The sequence below is a fragment of the Mesorhizobium sp. LSHC420B00 genome (assembly GCF_000503055.1).
Taxonomy (GTDB): Bacteria; Pseudomonadota; Alphaproteobacteria; order Rhizobiales; family Rhizobiaceae; genus Mesorhizobium.
Genome location: NZ_AYVY01000001.1, coordinates 97,172 through 115,630 on the forward strand (window position 1 = coordinate 97,172; position 18,459 = coordinate 115,630).

Annotated in this window: 21 protein-coding genes; 12 read left to right on the plus strand and 9 right to left on the minus strand. The window is 61.0% G+C overall.

All coding sequences use genetic code 11. The features are described 5' to 3' along the window. Positions 1–162: 162 nt before the first annotated feature. Positions 163–834: a class I SAM-dependent methyltransferase gene (locus X760_RS41155; protein ID WP_031193291.1), complete on the plus strand. Its 672-nt coding sequence runs from the start codon at positions 163–165 to the stop codon at positions 832–834. A gap of 129 nt (positions 835–963) precedes the next feature. On the opposite strand, the gene X760_RS41160 is transcribed toward X760_RS41155, so the two are convergent. From X760_RS41160 to X760_RS41195, 8 genes are all read right to left on the minus strand, one after another. After that, positions 964–2,160, minus strand: a complete 1,197-nt coding sequence (locus X760_RS41160) for a glycosyltransferase family protein (RefSeq protein ID WP_023716536.1) — start codon at positions 2,158–2,160, stop codon at positions 964–966. After that, on the minus strand, positions 2,157–3,401 hold the full coding sequence (locus X760_RS41165) for a glycosyltransferase (protein ID WP_023716537.1): 1,245 nt from the start codon (positions 3,399–3,401) through the stop codon (positions 2,157–2,159). The genes X760_RS41160 and X760_RS41165 overlap by 4 nt, the downstream gene beginning before the upstream one ends. A gap of 1 nt (position 3,402) precedes the next feature. After that, entirely contained in the window at positions 3,403–4,617 is a 1,215-nt protein-coding gene (locus X760_RS41170; RefSeq protein ID WP_023716538.1) for a glycosyltransferase family protein, read from the minus strand. A gap of 103 nt (positions 4,618–4,720) precedes the next feature. Continuing rightward, positions 4,721–5,137: a hypothetical protein gene (locus X760_RS41175; RefSeq protein WP_023716539.1), complete on the minus strand. Its 417-nt coding sequence runs from the start codon at positions 5,135–5,137 to the stop codon at positions 4,721–4,723. Positions 5,138–5,481: 344 nt separating this feature from the next. Next, the gene (locus X760_RS41180) at positions 5,482–6,000 is read right to left on the minus strand and encodes an SRPBCC family protein (protein ID WP_023716540.1); all 519 of its coding nucleotides are present in this window, start codon (positions 5,998–6,000) and stop codon (positions 5,482–5,484) included. Further along, the gene (locus tag X760_RS41185) at positions 5,981–6,343 is read right to left on the minus strand and encodes a metalloregulator ArsR/SmtB family transcription factor (protein WP_023716541.1); all 363 of its coding nucleotides are present in this window, start codon (positions 6,341–6,343) and stop codon (positions 5,981–5,983) included. Before X760_RS41185 ends, X760_RS41180 begins: the two co-directional genes overlap by 20 nt. A 103-nt stretch (positions 6,344–6,446) precedes the next feature. Further along, on the minus strand, positions 6,447–6,800 hold the full coding sequence (locus X760_RS41190) for a hypothetical protein (protein WP_023716542.1): 354 nt from the start codon (positions 6,798–6,800) through the stop codon (positions 6,447–6,449). 280 nt (positions 6,801–7,080) lie between these two features. Continuing rightward, positions 7,081–7,368, minus strand: coding sequence for a helix-turn-helix domain-containing protein (locus X760_RS41195; RefSeq protein ID WP_245278483.1), 288 nt, complete (start codon positions 7,366–7,368; stop codon positions 7,081–7,083). A gap of 194 nt (positions 7,369–7,562) precedes the next feature. On the opposite strand from X760_RS41195, the gene X760_RS79010 reads away from it, so the two are divergent. The 3 genes from X760_RS79010 to X760_RS79020 are packed head-to-tail and all read left to right on the plus strand — an operon-like array spanning position 7,563 to position 8,490. Continuing rightward, entirely contained in the window at positions 7,563–7,775 is a 213-nt protein-coding gene (locus X760_RS79010) for an NAD(P)H-binding protein (protein ID WP_023716544.1), read from the plus strand. Then, on the plus strand, positions 7,772–8,182 hold the full coding sequence (locus tag X760_RS79015) for a hypothetical protein (RefSeq protein ID WP_348633194.1): 411 nt from the start codon (positions 7,772–7,774) through the stop codon (positions 8,180–8,182). Before X760_RS79010 ends, X760_RS79015 begins: the two co-directional genes overlap by 4 nt. Continuing rightward, positions 8,173–8,490, plus strand: a complete 318-nt coding sequence (locus tag X760_RS79020; protein WP_348633195.1) for a hypothetical protein — start codon at positions 8,173–8,175, stop codon at positions 8,488–8,490. Before X760_RS79015 ends, X760_RS79020 begins: the two co-directional genes overlap by 10 nt. A gap of 55 nt (positions 8,491–8,545) precedes the next feature. Here the strand turns inward: X760_RS79020 and X760_RS41205 are convergent, their stop codons facing one another. Further along, positions 8,546–10,606, minus strand: a complete 2,061-nt coding sequence (locus X760_RS41205; RefSeq protein WP_023716545.1) for a N,N-dimethylformamidase beta subunit family domain-containing protein — start codon at positions 10,604–10,606, stop codon at positions 8,546–8,548. Between the two features lie 199 nt (positions 10,607–10,805). Here X760_RS41205 and X760_RS41210 point away from each other — a divergent pair, with 199 nt between their 5' ends. The 8 genes from X760_RS41210 (at position 10,806) to X760_RS41245 (ending at position 18,456) form a co-directional block, all read left to right on the plus strand. Beyond that, the gene (locus X760_RS41210; RefSeq protein ID WP_023716546.1) at positions 10,806–11,579 is read left to right on the plus strand and encodes a 3-oxoacyl-ACP reductase family protein; all 774 of its coding nucleotides are present in this window, start codon (positions 10,806–10,808) and stop codon (positions 11,577–11,579) included. A gap of 80 nt (positions 11,580–11,659) precedes the next feature. Beyond that, complete coding sequence (gene hisD, locus X760_RS41215; protein WP_023716547.1) at positions 11,660–12,982, plus strand: histidinol dehydrogenase; 1,323 nt, start codon at positions 11,660–11,662, stop codon at positions 12,980–12,982. 15 nt (positions 12,983–12,997) lie between these two features. Further along, the gene (locus X760_RS41220) at positions 12,998–14,020 is read left to right on the plus strand and encodes a zinc-binding dehydrogenase (protein ID WP_023716548.1); all 1,023 of its coding nucleotides are present in this window, start codon (positions 12,998–13,000) and stop codon (positions 14,018–14,020) included. Positions 14,021–14,051: 31 nt separating this feature from the next. Next, positions 14,052–14,783 carry a histidine utilization repressor gene (gene hutC, locus X760_RS41225; RefSeq protein ID WP_023716549.1) on the plus strand — a complete coding sequence of 244 codons (732 nt, stop codon included), beginning with the start codon at positions 14,052–14,054 and terminating at the stop codon, positions 14,781–14,783. Positions 14,784–15,034: 251 nt separating this feature from the next. Beyond that, positions 15,035–16,000 (plus strand): ABC transporter substrate-binding protein, encoded by a 966-nt coding sequence (locus X760_RS41230; protein WP_051409543.1) that lies wholly within the window; start codon positions 15,035–15,037, stop codon positions 15,998–16,000. A 97-nt stretch (positions 16,001–16,097) separates the two neighbouring features. After that, positions 16,098–16,895 (plus strand): ABC transporter permease, encoded by a 798-nt coding sequence (locus tag X760_RS41235; protein ID WP_245278504.1) that lies wholly within the window; start codon positions 16,098–16,100, stop codon positions 16,893–16,895. A gap of 10 nt (positions 16,896–16,905) precedes the next feature. Continuing rightward, the gene (locus tag X760_RS41240; protein WP_031193294.1) at positions 16,906–17,688 is read left to right on the plus strand and encodes an ABC transporter ATP-binding protein; all 783 of its coding nucleotides are present in this window, start codon (positions 16,906–16,908) and stop codon (positions 17,686–17,688) included. A gap of 399 nt (positions 17,689–18,087) precedes the next feature. After that, positions 18,088–18,456, plus strand: coding sequence for a YciI family protein (locus X760_RS41245; RefSeq protein WP_023716553.1), 369 nt, complete (start codon positions 18,088–18,090; stop codon positions 18,454–18,456). The last annotated feature ends 3 nt before the right edge of the window (positions 18,457–18,459 follow it).

Sequence of the window (18,459 nt, forward strand, 5' to 3'; positions counted from 1 at the left end):
GCGGATGGACGCCGATGATCCGGACAGATGCAACAGGCTCTCTCCGGCACCGGGCAATAGCCAAGCGGCTTGCAGCATAATCACGTCCGCGGAATCAAACAGTCTTGCGGGAGGCAAGATTGCGTTGTGTCGCCCGAAATCCCAACATACAAGACAAATATGATGGATGTCACGCAACCACGCAATGCCGGTATGGACTGGCACGAGCAAGCCTTGGACCTCACGCGGGGAATTGCTGCTTATGTCAACTGCCCTCTCGTGGCAGGGCTGGCGCGCGTCGTCACCAAGCATCCGAAGGCCGATATCGCCAACGCCTTCAACCACAAGCAGGTCGCCTGCAAGATGTGGGCGCTCGACAGGCTGTTCGAAAGCTGCGGCGGCCGGTTCGGGCGCATATGGGTTCTGGGTGGATGGTACGGCGTATTGCCGGCAATGCTTTTCAACGACGCCCGCTTCGACATCGCGGCGGTCGATAGCATCGACATCGATCCCGAAGTCGCGCCGGTCGCCCGGACCCTCAACCGGGAAGCCGGCGACCGGTTCCGGGCGCTAACGGCAGATATGTACGCACTCGACTATGCGGCCGTCCGGCCCGACCTGATAGTCAATACGAGCTGCGAACACATAGCCGATCTGCGCGCCTGGCTTGCTCTGCTTCCGCGGGGCACGAATGTACTGCTGCAATCGAACGATTATTTCAGCGAGCCGACGCACATCAACTGCGTGGCTTCACTTGCAACCTTCGAAGCAATGGCGGCGCTACGGGAGGTGCGGTTCTCCGGCGAACTGCCGACAAAAAATTATACGCGCTTCATGCTGATTGGAACTGTTTAATGTATTTCGCCCAAAAGTGCGTAGCGGTTTTCGGACAACGACATGCATAAAACAGGACTTGAAGCGCGTCGCACGAAACTCACCAGACGCGACGTGCGTTAGTCCTACTGAGTCAGTAACGCAGTAGGACTAGGATCTATCGTCTGTTTGATCATGAGCTTTTCCGAAACCGGGCTCCACTTTTAGGGACCATGTTCGATACCGCTCGTGCAGGATTTGCGCGGAGCGACGCGCGCCTTCCAGATCGAGACGATGCGCGGATGGCGTCGGTCTCACAAGCGCCTGTTCGATCGCTTGCGCCAAACCTTCAGGCGTTAGGTCCTTTTCCATCAGCACCGTTGCAAGACCGAGTTCTTCGAGCATCAGGGCGCGAACCGTCTGTTCGGTTTCCCCGCCGGCTGCAAATGGAACGAGCAGGGAGCGACAACCCGCGCGCAGGACATCGCAGACCGTGTTGTAACCCGCCTGCGAGACTGACAGGCGGGCGCCTGTCAGCAGGCTGGCGAAATCCTCGCGGAACCGGAAGATGGACAGGCCCGGCCTGGCATCGCGTGCGATCGCGTCAAATTCGTCTTTCGGCAGGTTTGGGCCGGTGATCAAACACCATTTCCGAGCGTTGTTGGCATTCCGCGCCGCTGCGATGGTGGAGCTGACAAGGCTCTTTCCGGCAGCCCCGCCGCCAACCGACACCAGAACGTCGAAGCGCTCGGAGGCCGCGGGCGAGGGCGGCGCGGCAACGAGCCCTGTGTAGGTGACCTCGGCCCTGATCGTCCCAGCCAGCGGAAATGTCTTGTCGATGGTTGCGAAAGCCGGATCGCCGTGGACCATAACAAGGTCGAAATGCCTGTTGATGAGATCGACCGTTTCCTCGTTTCGGCCCGGCTTGACGCGCTCCTGAAGGATATCACGGACGGACGTCGCCAGCAGCGGTCTGGGCGACGTCGCGTCGATGGCCTCGATCAGCGGCAAGAGTTCGAAACGCATCTGTCGGCGTCCAAATGGAAACGCCTCGAGAATGACGATATCAGGCCTGCAATCCCGGAATGCCTGCAGCAGCATCTCTGAACGCCATTTCTTGAAATCATCGTCGATCGGGTTGCCCTCCAGGTCGACAAGTCCGGAAAATCCTTCATCACCGGAGGTGACAGGTGGCAGGATTACAGATTTTACACCGAGTCCCGGAAACCCGGCGATCGGCGCTCCGCCGGTCACGACGGTCACGTCAAACCCGTCATCGACCAGAGCCGCCGCAATGCGGCTGGCGCGCGCAAGATGGCCGATGCCGAGCAGGTGCTGGACATAGAAGAAAGCGCGCAGCCGCTTCATTCGGCGGCCCGCCACTCCCGCTCGAACAGTTCCTTGAGCTGTCCAATGCTTGCCATATGATCGAAATTGCCGCGCACGCGCCGCTCTGCGGCGTCGCCGAGGCGGGCGCGCAGTACGGGATCACGGATCAGGCGCTCCAGCGCCTGTGCCAGGGCAATTGGGTTTTCCGTCGGAACCAGCAGCCCGGTTTCATCCGGCGATAAAAGCTCCGGCACGCCGGAAATATCGGTCGACACGCAGGCAAGCCGCTGGCTGGCCGCCTCCACCAGAACATTCGGCAGACCGTCACGATCGCCATTTGCGGTGATCCTGCAGGCCAGGGCGAAGATGTCGGCGCGGCGGTAGTGCTCAAGCACTTCCTCCTGCGCAAGCGCGCCTTTCCAAGAGACGCGACCATCCAGTCCGAGCTTTTGCGCCAGCGCCTTGAACCGCTCCAGTTCCTCGCCGCCGCCGATATGCTCGAAACGCCACGCCAAATCACCGGGCAACAGGGCAAGGGCCTGCAGCAACGTATCGTAACCTTTCTTTTCAACGGCGCGCCCGACACTCAGAACGACAACCGGTTCGTCCGGCGCCGAGCCGTCATGCTGCTTTCGCGCCTCGCCGAAACTGCCGAAGCGATCAAGGTCGAGCCCATGATAGCTCAGATGTATAGACGAGTTGCCGTTAGCGAGTTTTTTCAGACGGTCGAAGCCGGTTTTCGTGCAGGTGACCGTCCAGCGCGCCGAGGAAAGCTTGCCGGCCAGATCCCAGTCCGCCGAAGTCCAGATGTCCTTGGCATGGGCCGAGCAGGTCCAGGGCAGGCCACGAAGCTGGCTGGCATAGCGCGTCACCGATGCCGGTGTGTGCGCGAAATGTGCATGCAGCCAGCCCGCGTCTTCCGGCCATTCGGCCGCCAGCACGAGCGCTTGCCCGAAGCGGCGCGCGCGATTGCGCGTAAAGTCGTGGGGGAGATCGGCAGCCAGCGATCCGAGCGTGCACCAGAAGCACGGCCGCAGCAGATAGGCAAACAGCGAGCGAAGCACGCGCAGCGGCTCTTCATGCAGATATTCCGGCAGATAATGGACCGGCGCTTTGATCTCGTCATGCACGGGGTGGCGTTTTTCGTCGGTCGGCCGCCTGAGCGCGACGAGTATCAGGTCGAACCCTGCACGCTCCAGACCGAGCAATTCCTGCGCGATGAAGGTTTCGGACAGCCGCGGATAGCCCTTCAGAACCACGACGATCTTGCGATGTTGCAACTCAGGTCATTCCTTCAATGACCGAAAGGTGATGGCCGGCCCGCCGGTCGAGCAGTTCCGCGACGATTTCGGAAATATGAGGCAGCCCTTCCAGCGTCAGATGCGGATTGCTCTGTGATGGGTGGGGCCGGTCCGGCAGCGCCACCAGTGCATCGGCAAACCGCTGGGAATCCTTGGCTTCCTCCGGCAAAAGCATCTCGATGAGGCCAAGTTCGGCTGCGCGCCGAGCGCGGATCAGTTGTTCCTGGCGGGGCTCGACGCGCGGCACGATCAGCGCCGGCTTGTCGAAAGACAGTATCTCGCAATAGGTGTTGTAACCGCCCATCGCCACTACCGCCTTGGCGCCGGCAATCAGGTCTTCCATGCGGTTGTCGAACTCGATGATCTTGATGTAGGGGATCTTGGACCCCTTCTTGAGCAGCTTGTTGCGCTTGCGCGCCGGCATGTAAGGCCCAAGCACGATCAGGGCCCTATGCTGCAATTGCGGATCCTGCTGATAGGCATCGATGACGTCGTGGATCAGTTCGGCGCCGTCACCGCCGCCACCGGTAGTAACGAGGATATAGTCGCCCTCGGGCCGGTGGCCGGGCAACTCGTTCCGCTGCAGGCTCCGTTGCAGGAAACCGACGAACCTCATCTTTGCCCTGACAGCCGGCGGCACATCCAAGCCGGTCAACGGATCGTAGAAATCCGGCGGGCCATAGGCCCAGACCTTGTCGTAGAACAGGCCTATCTTGCGCATCACATCCCTGCGTGCCCACTCTGCTTCGAGCAGATGCGGCGCATCCATTACCTCGCGCAGGCCAAGCACGAGAGTGGTGCCCCGCGTCTTGAGGTAGGACAGCGTGTCCTCGATCTCACCGCGCAGGCCGAGCGGTTCCTTGTCGACGATGAAGATATCCGGCCGGAAGGTCTCAGCTGTATGGCGGATGATCGACTGGCGCATCCTTAGCGTCTCATGCAGATCGATGTCCTTTTCCAGCGAGGTGTATTCGCCGTTGCGCAGCTTGATGACGCTGGGGATCTTCACGAAGTCGACACGGGCGCGGTAGTCGAAGGCGCCAGCGATAGTCGCACCCGAAATGATAAGCACCTGAAGTCCGCGGAAATCCTCGACCAGCGAATGCGCGATAGTCCGGCAGCGCTGCAAATGGCCGAGCCCGAACGTGTCGTGGCTGTACATGAGAATTCGAGCGTTTTCTGCGTGCTGGGTCATTGTTGAACGTCTCTTAGAATTCTCGCTTTGAGGACCGTGAGCGACCCGCCGGCTTCGAAACCATCCTGGTTTTGAAACATGAGGCCGCGATTTTCAATTTGTATTACTTCTGTGGAATGCCTGTCAGATAACTTTCTGATTGCCTGAGTCCGAAACTAGATGGATTGGCGAATATCGCCTCGGCGGGAGCGGGTCGAGACTCCCTGTTGTTGTTTTGGGATGGATCGAAGGGGAAAGCGGTGTCCAAAAGATCGGCAGAAGTCATCGCTCTTGATTCCAATAAGGCCTCTCCGAACTTGATTGGTTTCCGAGCGGTGAAAGCGAATTCCGCTATCCTGCGCCTATAGTCAATTGCTTGATCGGTATACGAAAGGACAGGGTCACCGGGCGTCGCACGGCGCATGTTGTTGTAGAACTCATTTCGCGCGCCATTGCTCTCGGTCTTGGGGGACCAAAAGTGCTGCCCATCAATCTCTTGACGGGCGGTCTGATTATGATTCACCGACCAGAACTGAGCCATCTATCGCCCAAGCTAGCCGGAATTTCGGCAGGAATCGAGTGGACGCCAGCGCTCACAACACACCGCCTGCGGCAGAGTGTGTGCAACACCGGTTACTTGTCGATCGCTATGGCCTCTGGCTAATGCCTTAGCTGGGGCGGTGACGGTCCTTTTTGAGACGACCTGAGCGCGTCGCCGAACGTCGCGAGGTGCGAAAATCACTCGATTGGTCCCGATAGTTGGCGAAACCTCAATGAGTTTGATGATTGGCCTCGTAGGTTCACAGAGGGCGGCGACGATCTCGTCGGGGTTCTCTTCCGCCTAGTTGAAGATCCAGGCTGCCGACCGGGAGATCGACGACTTCATCACCGTCGCACGCTCGCGCCTAGCGTGACGAGAAGCTCGTCCAGTTGCTCGAACGTCTCGCCCATCGCATCCGCCGCCCCGGTGCCGGCAGCGTCGAGAGCTTCCTTTGAGGGATAGAGCTCGTGCATGACCAGCAGCGTCTTGCCACCTTTTTCCTCGAAGGTCACCGTGGTGATGGGTCCACCGTCACCACCTTCGTCATTGGTCCAGACGAGGCGCGAGTGCGGTGTCACTTCGATATACCTACCGAAGAACTCGTCAGGGTTTGAGGCATCGTGGCCGAATACCAAACGGTACCTGCCCCCGACACGAACATCCATCTCGCAGGAACGCAGGAACATGCCCATCGACTTCGGTGCCCACCACCGCATGAACAGCTCGGGCTTGGTCCAAGCCTCGAACACGGTGCGTGCCGGCGCGTCAAAGGTTCGCGTAACGACCAGCTCCCGGTCGGACTTCCGTTCCACCATCGTGCGGTTCTGCATGGGGGTAGGCTCACTAGCTCTTGTTTCGTCCATCGACTTTCTCCTTCCGTTTCAATTCCTCGACAACCTTGTCCAACTCGTTGAAGCGTGCGTCCCAGAGCTGGCGGTGCCTCTCGATCCATGCCGCCTCTTCCTCCAGTGCGCGTAGGCCAAGCTTGCAGGTCCGCACGCGCCCAACCTTCTCCGTGGTGACGAGCCCCGCCTTCTCCAAGACGCCGACGTGCTTCTTCATGCCCGTGAGGGTCATGTGGAACTTTTCGGCAAGGTCCGTGATCGAGGCGTCTGCTCGTCCGAGTTGCTCCAAAACGCCGCGCCGGGTGGCGTCCGAGAGCGCGGCGAATGAGGCATCGAGGTGGGGCATTAAATACTGAACCATATGGTTCAGTATTTAACAGTTGGGCTGGCGGCGTGCAAGGGGAGGCCGAGTGGGCTGCGTTGCCGGCCGCTCCTTCTGGAAATCGCAAGCGATTAGCGGATGTTCAAGTCGGCGCAGGGTCGGTGAGGAAGGGCATGATGTCCACGCCGTCTCCTGGGAAGACGGTGAAATGCGGGTGGTTCTCGAACAGGCGGGCGGCGGCATCGATGGTATCGGCCTCGACGACTATATAGCCGCAGAAAGGGTTCACGGCGTCGGCGATGCCGTCCCTGGTAACGCGCCTCGTCTTACCGACCATGCCGCCGCGATCGGGGAAAAATGCGGCATTTCTCTCCTCCCAGTCCGCCCACAGCTGTAAGCCGACGGCATCAATCGTATCCTGCTCGGGCTTAGGCAGGCTGCGAAAGCGGGCGAGGTCTTCGGGCTTCATGGTGTAGACGGCAAGAAAGCGGGGCATGCGGCGGTTTTTTCTTCGTGCTGGCAGAAGCATGCTAGCTTAGACTCCTGGTGGGCCCAAGTCACTGCGCATTACCACCCTTTGGCGCTCCGTATCTTTCAGTCCGAAATGATGACCCGAGGCTAAGGTTGGCCATCTATTTTGAACGCTGACCTGGGCGGGCGGAACTGCTCCACCACCAGATCAACACGCACATCAAGCGTCATCCTCGCTGTTAAGCGCAGGCCGAAAGTAGTGTCGACGCCACAAACTCGCGATTCTCTGATGTGCTCGCGATTCTCTAAAGAACAGAATCACCGAGCAGCAGGCGCGATCCGACCTCTACGATAGACCTGATAGCCGGCAGCAGCTCCTGCCCCAACGAGGTCAGCTCATATTCCACCGTCGGCGGCGAGGTCGCCATCACGTTGCGACCGAGGACGCCGCGCTCCTCGAGATCCCGCAGTCTGCTGGTCAGTACCTTCGCCGAAACGGCTGGGATATCGCGGCGGAGTTCCGAGAACCGACGCGGGCCTTCGCTCAGGGACCAGAGCACCTCGGGTGTCCAGCAGCCGCCAAGCAGCGCCATGCATCTCGACATGGGGCAGCCGGGGGGAGCCTTCACCTTCTTTCGCGCCTTGAGAACCATCGCACACCCTTCTCGAGGAGTTTCCAGTTGGTTACGGGAAAATGGCGGTAACCGCAAGATACGTGGTTTCCAATGGTAACGATGGCCGCTATTCGAAGGCTCTCCAATCACACAACCACGAAATGGACTGAACGATGTATGCAATAACTGGAGCAGCAGGACAGCTTGGCCGTCTCGTGATCGAGGCACTGCTGAAGACCATTCCCGCCGACCGGATCGTCGCGGCGGTTCGCAATCCGGCAAAGGCCAGCGATCTGGCGGAGCTCGGTGTGATCGTGAGGGAGGCGGACTACGACCGTCCCGACACGCTCGCCCCGGCCTTCGCCGGCGTCNGGAGCTCGGTGTGATCGTGAGGGAGGCGGACTACGACCGTCCCGACACGCTCGCCCCGGCCTTCGCCGGCGTCCAGAAACTGCTACTGATTTCGTCGACCGAGGTCAGCGGCCGCCTGCCGCAGCATCGGGCGGTGATCGAGGCAACCCAACGCGCCGGAGTTTCGCTGATCGCTTACACCAGCATGCTGCATGCCGACACGTCTTCCGCAACGCTCGCAATCGAGCACCGGCAGACGGAGGAGGTCATCGCGGATTCGGGCGTCCCGCCGTCATCCTGCGCAATGGCTGGTACACCGAGAACCATCTGCTGGCGCTTCCGGCGGCTCTGGAGCACGGCGCCTTCGTCGGCGTCGCGAAAGACGGGCGTTTCTCGTCCGCAGCGCGGCGGGACTATGCCGAGGCCGCAGCCGTGGTGCTGACGACCGACGACCATGCGGGAAAGACGTACGAGCTCGCCGCAGACCAAGCCTTTACGCTCGCCGAGCTTGCGGCGGAGGTCTCGCGGCAGTCGGGCAAGGCTATCGCCTACAACGATTTTTCCCAAGCCGCCTATCAGGATGTGTTGGCGGGGGCCGGGCTGCCGGCCGACCTCGCTGCGCTTCTGGCCGATACCGACGCCGCAGCCTCACGCGGAGCGTTGTTCGATGACGGAGGCGCCCTCGGGCGGCTGATCGGTCGTCCGACCACTTCGATGCAAAGCCTCGTCGCGGCCGCATTGCGCGGTTGAAGGCTGGGCTCAGCGACTTGAGGATGCGGTCTTTCTCGTAATGAGACCAATCAGCTTATCGATTTTCTCGGCCGGGTTCTCCTTTCGTCGCGCCGAGGCGGTTAAGCAGATTAAACGTGATCCTGCCGACATCGTTCATGGCGCCTGCGGCTGGCAGCGCGCCGCACCAGGCAACCGAGCTTGCCGAAAAGATCAAGCCGCCTGCTGCGAGCTTTCGCAGGGTCATTTCGGCGCAGCGGCGGGCGATGCGTTGCGTATCCCCGCCCTCGCACCAGCGCGTCGGATCCTGGAAGAAGCTGTCGGGAAATCCCGTCGCACGCGCGATCACGACGGTGTCCGCGGATGTGCCGAGGGCTGGATCCGTCGCATCCACTTCGTAGCCCGCGGCACCGCCCAGCACGATGCCGTCCGAACCGAAGGTCGCATTTTCAACGCCTTCGAACAGCCATGCGCATCCTGCTTCATGGCTTTCGTCAGTGCGCGTGAAGGGGCGTGCGCCTTCGAATCCCATCAGTGAGATCGCGCCACCGATCAGCGAGAATTCGCCGCGGCCACGGGAGCGGAGATAGCCGCCTGGTTCGTTGGTGATCGACAGCGCTTGTTCGGCGACCGGGCCGTCCCACGTGCGGCCGGCCTCCAGCGGCGAGCGCCGCAGCTCCATCAGATCGTCCTTGAAAGCCACAGTGGCGGCGAAGCCGTTTCCGCCGAGATAGGCGATGCTGCCGCCTTCGGCCACAAACTGCCGCAGCGCCTGCTCCATCTCGATCGACATATATTCGGGATGACTGCCGGTGACGACCGCTTGGTGTCCACGCAGACCGTCTATACCGCATTCGTGCAAATCATGATCGGTCATAACGTCAAACACGATTCCATTGTCGTGGCAGAATCGGAGGAAGTGCAGATCGACCGGCAAATTGTGTGGGCAGCCGCAGAGGGGATAATCGTAATCGTCCCTGAGCGTCACTTTCGGCTTTTTGTAGGAGCAGATAGAAACGCCGCTAAGGTCGGAGTGGTAGTCGTAAAGAGACTTCAGATTGTTGGCGACCGCGAAGCGATGTCCCCGGTCGTCGCTTTTCCATTCATAAAGATGATCTGGGAGATATTCGTCCGCATAAGCGAGATAGGTGGCCGTCGGCACGAGATACAACAGCGGCGACGAAACCTGTGATGAGGTGACGAAGAACACCACGCGTTCGTAGCTATCCTCCCATTCGATCTGGAACGCGTACACGCCTGGGCGTGCGTTTTCAGGGATTGTCACGCAGTGCGATGCCGGCCACTCAAGCGGGCCGATGTCGTCGTCGTGGCAATGGATAGCGTCGTAGTGCGACGGCACGAAGCGAGGTTCGAAGCTCGATCCGTCCCAGCGTGCCGAAGTCATGCAGAAGGCTGGCTGATTGATCACATCGAGGAGCAGCGGATCTGCTCTGCCCGACGACAGGATCGGCTGCGTTGGTAACAGCGTCGGGAAATCCCAGGCAATGGTCCCCTGCGGTGTCTCGAGCCGGATCGCGGCAAATTTCGCGTTGAGGGTAGGTTCGTGGTGAGTAGCACTTGCGCCGAAATGGATGCCGTGCGCTTGAAGGTTCCGCGCAGGGCTGCCAAAACCTTCACGAAGTTCGTAAGGCGCGAGGAGATCATGCGATTTGATCCGCAGACGCGGCTGCTCCTGCCGCAGATCCAACTCGACAGTGAGCCACACACCAGTTGGCGCCTTCCTCTCGACAAAGGTTTCGCCGCCGATTTCCAGGGCAAATGCGCCGTCGCGGAGGCGCAGCCCGAGGGCGCCTGCTTCCAGGATCGTACGCGCACCTCCGTTGCGCGTGAGGAACAGCTCAAAACGAATGCCGTGGACGGCTTGTACTTTGGCCAGTTCGCCGGCTCGCACGAACAGGAACGACCCTTGGTCGAAATGCCGATGCCGTGGTTCACCCACCCCTTCGATGGGCCAGGCCAGAAATTCCGGAGCCGGCTTGTCGACTCGGCAAATTCGTGTGGCCTTTATCGGCCGATCGCATGACAGGCTGAGGTTGATCTGCTGGCCTGCTTTGGCACTCCAGGGGGTGGTATAACCAACCACGCTCATCGCGTCGTGGTCTACTGCGCGCTTCATCTATCCTCCCGATGAACTCCAGATGGGCTGCGGCGAACCGCGCAGACCGGTCCGATGCCGGCCAATACGCTGCCGCTCTGACAAGCAAAGTTCCGCATGGCGCACTACCGCCATGATGTACATGCTTGTATAGATAAGCTGCATTCGGATAGTCTCGACGCGATCGGTCCAAGCGCGACATTACCAAGGAGGATGAGACATGCGCAACGCATCTCTCTTCGACCTGTCAGGCAGGAAGGCGCTTGTAACCGGCGCAAGCCGTGGCATCGGGCGCAGCATCGCCGAGGCGCTCAGCGCAGCCGGCGCCGACGTCGCGATCACGGCGCGCAGCGTGGCCTCGCTCGAGGAGACGGTGGCCGCCATCCGCACTGCCGGCGGGGCCGCGCATGCCATCGCCCTGGACGTCACCGATGTCGACCAATGCCGGGCGGCGACAGCCGAGGCCGGCAGCCTGCTCGGAGGTCTCGATATTCTCGTCAACAATGCGGGTGTGGAAGAGGTCCGGCCCTCGCTCGATGTCGACGAGGCCTTGTGGGACAGGATTGTCGATACGAATCTCAAAGGCGCCTTCTTCTGCGCCCAAGCCGCCGCGCGGCAGATGAGAGACGCCGGACGGCCCGGCGTCATTATCAATCTCTGCTCGTTGACCTCCGAGGTCGGGATTCCCACGGCGGTGCCTTACGGCTCGTCGAAATCAGGCCTCCTCGGCATGACGCGGGCGCTTGCGGCGGAGTGGGCCGATCTCGGGATCCGGGTCAACGCCATCGCGCCTGGCTATTTCAGGACAGCGATGACAGACGTGTTCTACAGCAACGAGGCATGGCAGCAATCGATGCTCGCCAAGATACCGCAGCGCCGTTTTGGTGATCTCTCGGACCTGCACGGAATCGCGGTGTTCCTCGCTTCGGATGCGGCAGCCTACATAACGGGCCAGTCCATTCCCGTGGATGGAGGCTTTCTCGCATCGATTTGAAGGCTTCAGGGACTGGAGACGTGTCCCAGAAGTGATCGACAAGCGCTAACCGTGATTGCGTACTAAGAAAAGGAGCCGCCATGTCTGACGTCAGCTTCCACCGCCTGTCATCCCTCAGTGTCGATCAGCGCGCCAATTTACTTAAACGCGCCGAAGGAGATCTGTCTTCCTTCATCGAAAAGGTCCGTCCAATCATCCAGGCCGTCAAGAATGAAGGTGACGCGGCCTTGCTCCGGTTTGCGCGCGAGCTCGACAAAGCCGATGTTGCCGACGGTGGACTGAAAGCTTCGGAAGCGGAGTTCGATGCGGCATTCGACAAGGTCGACAAGGATGTCGTGGAGAGTATCCGGTTTGGCATCGAGAACATAAGGCATTTCCACGAGGAGCAGCGCCCGGAGACGATGTGGCTCAAGGAAGTTCGGCCTGGCGCCTATGCGGGTGACCGATACACACCGATCGCTTCGGTTGCGCTTTATGTTCCGCGCGGCAAAGGCGCCTTCCCCTCGGTGACGATGATGACCTCGGTTCCGGCGGTGATTGCCGGGGTTCCGCAGATCGCGATCGTGACGCCTGCGACTTCGGATGGTTCCGTCGATGGCGCGACGCTGGTTGCCGCCCGCCTCGCCGGCGTGGAGACCGTGTACAAGTGCGGCGGCGCCCATGCGGTTGCCGCTGTCGCCTATGGAACCGAGACTGTGAAGCCCGCCGTCAAGATCGTCGGACCGGGGAGCCCGTGGGTAGTGGCGGCAAAGAGCGTGTTGTCCCCGATCATCAACACGGGTCTCCCCGCCGGTCCGTCCGAAGCGATCATCTTTGCCGATGACAGCGTCGACGGCGGTCTGGCCGCTCTTGACCTGTTGATCGAAGCCGAGCACGGGCCGGATTCGTCGGCCTATCTGGTGACGCACAGCCGCAAGGTCGCCGAAGCCGCGTTGATTGCGATACCGGAACACTGGTCCCGGATGACCGAACAGCGCGTGGAGTTCTCGCGCGCCGTGCTCACCGGAAAACGCGGCGGTATTGTGCTGACCGAATCGCTGGAGGACAGCTACCGCTTCATCAACGACTATGCGCCGGAGCATCTCGAGATTCTGTCAACGGAGCCATTTGCGCATCTCGGACGTATCACAGAAGCCGCCGAGATCCTCATGGGGCCGCATACCCCGGTGACCCTCGCCAACTTCGTCCTCGGGCCCAATGCGGTGCTGCCGACCAGCCGGTGGGCGCGAACCTTCGGACCGCTTTCTGTGACGGATTTCGTCAAGAGATCATCAGTCGGCTATGTGACCTCGGCCGCCTATCCGGAACTCGCACTGCATGCCCGCAGGCTCGCCCGTTACGAAGGGTTCAGCTCGCACGAGAACGCGGTTTCGGAGATCCGCGATCGCTATCTCGCCGGCTGAGCGGAAACGATGATGATGAGGGCGGCACGACTCCATGGACCCGGCGACTTGCGCGTCGAGAATATCGCCGCGCCAGGCGCTCCCGAGGTGGGCTGGGTGAAGCTGAGGGTCGATGCCGCAGGCATCTGCGGTTCCGATCTCCACAACTTCCGCACGGGCCAGTGGATAAGCCGGTCGCCTTCGACGGCAGGCCATGAACTGACAGGCACGGTGATCGCCATCGGCGAGGGCGTGGACACCGTCGCTGTTGGCGACCGAGTGGTCGCCGATTCCCGCTTCTGGTGCGGAGAGTGCGCGCAATGCCATGCAGGCAGGCGGCATCTTTGCACGTCGCTGGGCTTTGTTGGCGAAATATGCGACGGCGGATTTGCCGAACAAGCGGTCCTGCCCGCACGCCTGCTGCACGTCGTCGATACCGCGCTTGACGAACGGGTCGCGGCGATGGCCGAGCCGCTGGCTGTAGCGTTGCATGCAGTGCGGCGTCTGCCGAAAACGGTCGGCTCCGTTCTTGTCGTCGGCTGCGGCACCATTGGCGGTCTTGCCGCGCTGCTGCTCTCTCGAACCTTCGCAGGTACCGTGCTCGTCGCCGATCGCAACCCTGGCCGATGCGCCCGGGTGGCGCGGGTGACAGACGCCAGCATCGTCGACTTGAACCGGGACGCCATTGCCGCGGCGACCGCGGATGCCCCCTTGCTCGCTGCCGTCGAAGCGACCGGCAGCATCGCAGCACTCAGCCAGCTGCTCGGCGTTCTCGATGCCGGCGGCATCGTTGCGATGGTCGGCATATTCCATGGGCGCCTCGATATCGATCCCAACATCCTGGTTGAACGCGAAATCACATTGCTGGGATGCCACGCCTTTGCCGATGAGCTTCCCGACGCCATCCGGATGCTTGGCGAATTGACCGAGCCCATGGTCGAACTGATCGACCGCGAGATCGGTCTGGATGATGTTCCCGCAGCCTATGAGCGGCTGTTGGCGGGGCAGGGCGATGGCTTGAAAACAATCATCCGGATGCGGTCTGCCGGGCGCGTGTGATTTCCGAACATTGCCGGAAAGGATTTTTGAAATGATCTCTTTGCCCGACACCGCCAGCCCTCTTTACGAGAAGGTCAAGGACTACATCCTGACGAACATCGGAACGGGGCGATGGAGCAAGGATCGGAAGCTGCCGTCCGAAAATGAATTCGTGGCGACACTCGGCGTGTCTCGGATGACGGTTCATCGTGCCTTGCGGGAGTTGACCTCTGCGGGTTTTCTGATCCGGCTCCAGGGCGTCGGCACATTCATCGCGCCACCTCGACCGCAATCCGCACTGATCGAGATCAACAACATCGCGGCGGAAATTGTCGCGCGGGGAAACAGGCATCGCTCCGCGGTTATCGTCCTCGAAGAGATCATGCCGACAAAGGAACTCGCGCTTTCGTTCGAGTTCGCAAAGCGCGCGTCGATCTATCATTCCATTGTCGTCAACTTCGAGAACGACCTGCCTGTGCAACTGGAAGAGCGCTTCGTCAACCCGGGCCTGATACCCGACTATGACAAGCAGGATTTTTCCAGGACAGCGACCTACGACTATCTCATGCAGAAAACCCCGGTGACGGAGGTCGAGCATATCATTTCGGCGACCCCTGCCGATGCCGAAACGGCGCGGCATCTGGGCATCGATGCGGGCAGCTGCTGCCTGCTTCTGCATCGCCGGACATGGACGGGCGCCGTCGTTGCCACGATCAGCAAGCTGACTTACGTTGGAAGCCGCTACTCGCTTGGCAGTCGGTATTCTCCGTCCAAAAAAACCTGATCGCAGTGAAGCGATTCAGAGAGGTCTGACTTGTATATGCATGTATGTATTTAGCCTTGACATCCGCTGTTGCTGACGTTGAAGTGTCGTCGCACTTCGGTTGAACTGACGCTAAGATGCCGAGGCACGGTGCCGCAAGAGCAGAAGCCCGCATTCTCACCAGGCCGGATGTTTGGTTCAAAAAAAGCGGCCTGATCATCAAGGGGAACAAGACGATGCGTAACCTAGCAGGACAATTTCGGGCACTCGTTATGGCTGCTGCCGTCGGGTTCGCCCCGGCGGCCTACGCGGCCGATACAACCATTCCGGCGACGCCTGAGGCAGGAACATTCAAGATCGGCATCGAGCCATGGCTTGGCTATGGCCAGTGGCATGTCGCCGAAGCCAAGGGACTGTTCAAGGCAAGCGGGCTGTCCGACGTTCAGATCGTGAACTTCGCCGAGGACAAGGACATCAACGCCGCCTTGGCCAGCGGCCAGCTCGATGCCGCCAATATCGCGACCCACACGGCCATGGGCATGGTTGCGGCCGGCCTGCCGGTGAAGATCGTGCTTCTGCTCGACGTCAGCATGACGGCTGATGCCATGATCGCCGGCAAGGACATCGCCTCCGTCGCTGACCTCAAGGGAAAGCAGGTCGCTTTCGAGGAAGGCACGACGAGCGACATCCTGCTCAAATACGCGCTGGCCAAGAACGGCATGTCCATCGCCGATGTCCAGCCGGTTCCGATGCCGGCGGCGGATGCCGGCAGTGCGTTGATCGCTGGCCAGGTGCCGGTCGCGGTTACCTATGAGCCCTATCTCACCGCGGCCAGGGCGCAGAACAAGGATGTCAAGCTGCTCTTCACCGCGGGCGAAGATCCCGGCCTGATCAGCGACGTGTTCGTGGTGCGCGATGAGGTGATCAAGTCGCGTCCCGGCCAGGTGCTTGCCATGATCAAGACCTGGGATGCGGCCCTGAAGGCCTACAACGCCGACACGCCCGACGGCCGGGCGATCATCTCCAAGGCGGTCGGTTCGAGCGTCGAAGACCTCAACACCGCCTTTGATGGCGTGCGTTACTATACTCTCGCCGAAAACAAGGATGCGCTGACGGGCGAATTTTCCACCAAGACATTCGCCGATGTCGAGGCGGCCGCCAAGAACGCCGGGCTGCTTCAGGCGGACGTGACGCCGGAGCAGATGATCGACCCGTCATTCGTCAAGGCCGCGAAATGACGAGGGCCGGCTCGCGGTGGTGACGCAAATGTCCGACCAGCGTGCGACCAAGCCAAGCCCGTCTCACGCAGCACCGGGGCCGGTGACCAAACAGCCGATGCGCCGTCGCCGATCCTCCGGGATCGGCGCGCCTATCGCACGCTCGCGCTTCCTGATGATAGCGGTGGCCGTCTTTGCCGGCCTCGGCCTCGCCTGGTGGGCGGCAACGGGGCTTGGGCTGGTAAAGCCGATTTTCCTGCCCTCGCCGGGAAGCGTGGTGACCCAACTCGGCAAGCTCGCGGGTGACGGCACGCTGTGGCTGGATCTCAGGACCTCGATATACCGTATTTCCATTGGCTTCCTCATCGCCTCGGCCCTGGCGATTCCGATTGGCGTGCTGATCGGCAGCTTCCGGACCTGGGAAGCGGCGATCGAGCCGCTTGTGGATTTCATCCGCTACATGCCGGTGGTCGCGTTCGTGCCCCTCTCCATCCTGTGGTCCGGGACGGGCGATGCGCAGAAGTTCCTGATCATCTTCATCGGCACCTTCTTCCAGCAGGTGCTGATGATCATGGACAATGTGAAGCGGGTTCCCGCTGATTTCATTGGCCTTGGCAGGACGCTCGGCCTGCCGGATCGCAAGATCCTGACGCGCATCGTGGTTCCCAGCGCCTTGCCAGGCATCTGGGATACGTTGCGCATCAGTCTCGGCTGGGCCTGGACCTGGCTGGTGTTGGCGGAACTTGTCGCGGCGACATCGGGCCTCGGCTACCGCATCACCGTGTCCCAGCGTTATTTCCAGACAAACACCATCATCGGCTACATCCTGCTGCTGGGCGTGCTTGGTCTCATCACCGACCAGGTCATGAAGGCACTGGGAAAAGTGCTGTTTCGGCAGGAAGGCCACGTGCAATGAGGCCGGGCCGATGAATTTGCCCAAGCTGCGGATAAAAGGTCTCCACAAGAGCTTCGGCACGGGCGCGCGGCGCACGGAGGTGCTGCGCGATATCAATCTCGATCTTGCCGACAACGAGTTCGTCTCGCTGGTGGGCACGTCGGGTTGCGGCAAGAGCACGCTGCTGTCGATCGTTGCCGGACTGCAGGATTTTGACGCGGGAGATCTTGCCATCGATGGCGCGCCGATCCTGCAGCCGGGCCTCGACCGCGGCGTCGTTTTCCAGTCCTACACCCTGCTTCCCTGGCTGACGGCGCAGCAGAACATCGAGTTCGCCCTCAAGGCCGCGGGTCATGATCGCGCGACATGTCGCAGGATAGCGCGCGAGCATCTCGATCTGGTCAAGCTCCCGCACAGCGCCAATCGCTATCCGTCTGAGCTTTCGGGCGGCATGAAGCAACGTGTGGCCATAGCGCGTGCTCTTTCCTATCGACCCAAAATGCTTCTGATGGACGAGCCCTTTGGCGCGCTCGATGCCTTGACCAGGCATCAGATGCAGGAACTCCTGACGCAGATCTGGGAGGAGCACAGGCTCACCGTGCTCTTCGTCACCCATGATGTGGAAGAGGCGGTCTACCTGTCGGACCGCATCGTTGTGATGGGGATCGGCCCGGGACGCATCATGCAGACCTTCAATGTCGACATCGAGCGCCCGCGCCGGGAAGAGGTCATGGAAACCCCGGCTTTCATGGATTTGCAGCGCAGCGTGCACAAGGCGATCCGCGAGGCTTCAAAACGTCCCGAAATGGTTTAGGCGGGTCACTCATGCGTGTCAGGTCCAAGAGCAGCGCAACGAACGCGGCTGGGCGCGGGGATCGTCTCGGAAGACGGAGTTTCAGCCGGATGACGCCTGATGCCGCTACGGATTGCCGATCACAAGCCGGTTCACAGGTTCATTCGCGGCCGTCTGAAGGGTAGCAGGAGCTTCGCCCGATCAAGGCGTTCATGAAACTCGTGTTCGAGCTTGTGACTCGGGCGCCCGTCAAGCGCCCAATCTCAATATCGCACCGTCGCGATTCCTGACCCGGAAGCGGCCATTGGCGTCCCGCGCCTCAACCGTCGAAAAAAATTTGCAGGACAATGTCGATTTCCTAAACTCCGTTCGTCGTTCCGATGCCGGCCTATGAGGCCGGCTCAAACAAGGAGACAGACGATGCGTGTGATGGTGCTCGTGAAGGCTACCGAGGACAGCGAAAAGGGCTTTCTCCCCACGCCCAAGGCTAAGGAGGCGATGGAGGCGATGGGCAGATTTAATGATGAGCTGCGCAATGCCGGCATCTTGCTCGACGCCGACGGCCTCAAGCCCTCCTCGCAGGGCAAGCGCGTTGCGTTTGATGGTTCCCGCCGCACCGTCATCGACGGGCCTTTCGCCGAGACCCGCGAGCTGGTCGCCGGCTTTTGGCTTTGGGAAGTCAAGGATATGGACGAGGCGGTCGCCTGGGTGAAGCGCTGCCCCAATCCCATGCCGGGACCGAGCGAGATCGAAATCCGGCCGCTGTACGAGATGGCTGATTGGCAATGAAAA

Coding starts and splice junctions, on each gene's coding strand:
- X760_RS41155 (WP_031193291.1), top strand. CDS start 163: ATGGATGTCACGCAACCACGCAATGCCGGTATGGACTGGCACGAGCAA.
- X760_RS41160 (WP_023716536.1), bottom strand. CDS start 2,160: ATGAAGCGGCTGCGCGCTTTCTTCTATGTCCAGCACCTGCTCGGCATC.
- X760_RS41170 (WP_023716538.1), bottom strand. CDS start 4,617: ATGACCCAGCACGCAGAAAACGCTCGAATTCTCATGTACAGCCACGAC.
- X760_RS41175 (WP_023716539.1), bottom strand. CDS start 5,137: ATGGCTCAGTTCTGGTCGGTGAATCATAATCAGACCGCCCGTCAAGAG.
- X760_RS41180 (WP_023716540.1), bottom strand. CDS start 6,000: ATGGACGAAACAAGAGCTAGTGAGCCTACCCCCATGCAGAACCGCACG.
- X760_RS41185 (WP_023716541.1), bottom strand. CDS start 6,343: ATGGTTCAGTATTTAATGCCCCACCTCGATGCCTCATTCGCCGCGCTC.
- X760_RS41190 (WP_023716542.1), bottom strand. CDS start 6,800: ATGCCCCGCTTTCTTGCCGTCTACACCATGAAGCCCGAAGACCTCGCC.
- X760_RS41195 (WP_245278483.1), bottom strand. CDS start 7,368: ATGGCGCTGCTTGGCGGCTGCTGGACACCCGAGGTGCTCTGGTCCCTG.
- X760_RS41205 (WP_023716545.1), bottom strand. CDS start 10,606: ATGAAGCGCGCAGTAGACCACGACGCGATGAGCGTGGTTGGTTATACC.
- X760_RS41210 (WP_023716546.1), top strand. CDS start 10,806: ATGCGCAACGCATCTCTCTTCGACCTGTCAGGCAGGAAGGCGCTTGTA.
- hisD (WP_023716547.1), top strand. CDS start 11,660: ATGTCTGACGTCAGCTTCCACCGCCTGTCATCCCTCAGTGTCGATCAG.
- X760_RS41220 (WP_023716548.1), top strand. CDS start 12,998: ATGAGGGCGGCACGACTCCATGGACCCGGCGACTTGCGCGTCGAGAAT.
- hutC (WP_023716549.1), top strand. CDS start 14,052: ATGATCTCTTTGCCCGACACCGCCAGCCCTCTTTACGAGAAGGTCAAG.
- X760_RS41230 (WP_051409543.1), top strand. CDS start 15,035: ATGGCTGCTGCCGTCGGGTTCGCCCCGGCGGCCTACGCGGCCGATACA.
- X760_RS41235 (WP_245278504.1), top strand. CDS start 16,098: ATGCGCCGTCGCCGATCCTCCGGGATCGGCGCGCCTATCGCACGCTCG.
- X760_RS41240 (WP_031193294.1), top strand. CDS start 16,906: ATGAATTTGCCCAAGCTGCGGATAAAAGGTCTCCACAAGAGCTTCGGC.
- X760_RS41245 (WP_023716553.1), top strand. CDS start 18,088: ATGCGTGTGATGGTGCTCGTGAAGGCTACCGAGGACAGCGAAAAGGGC.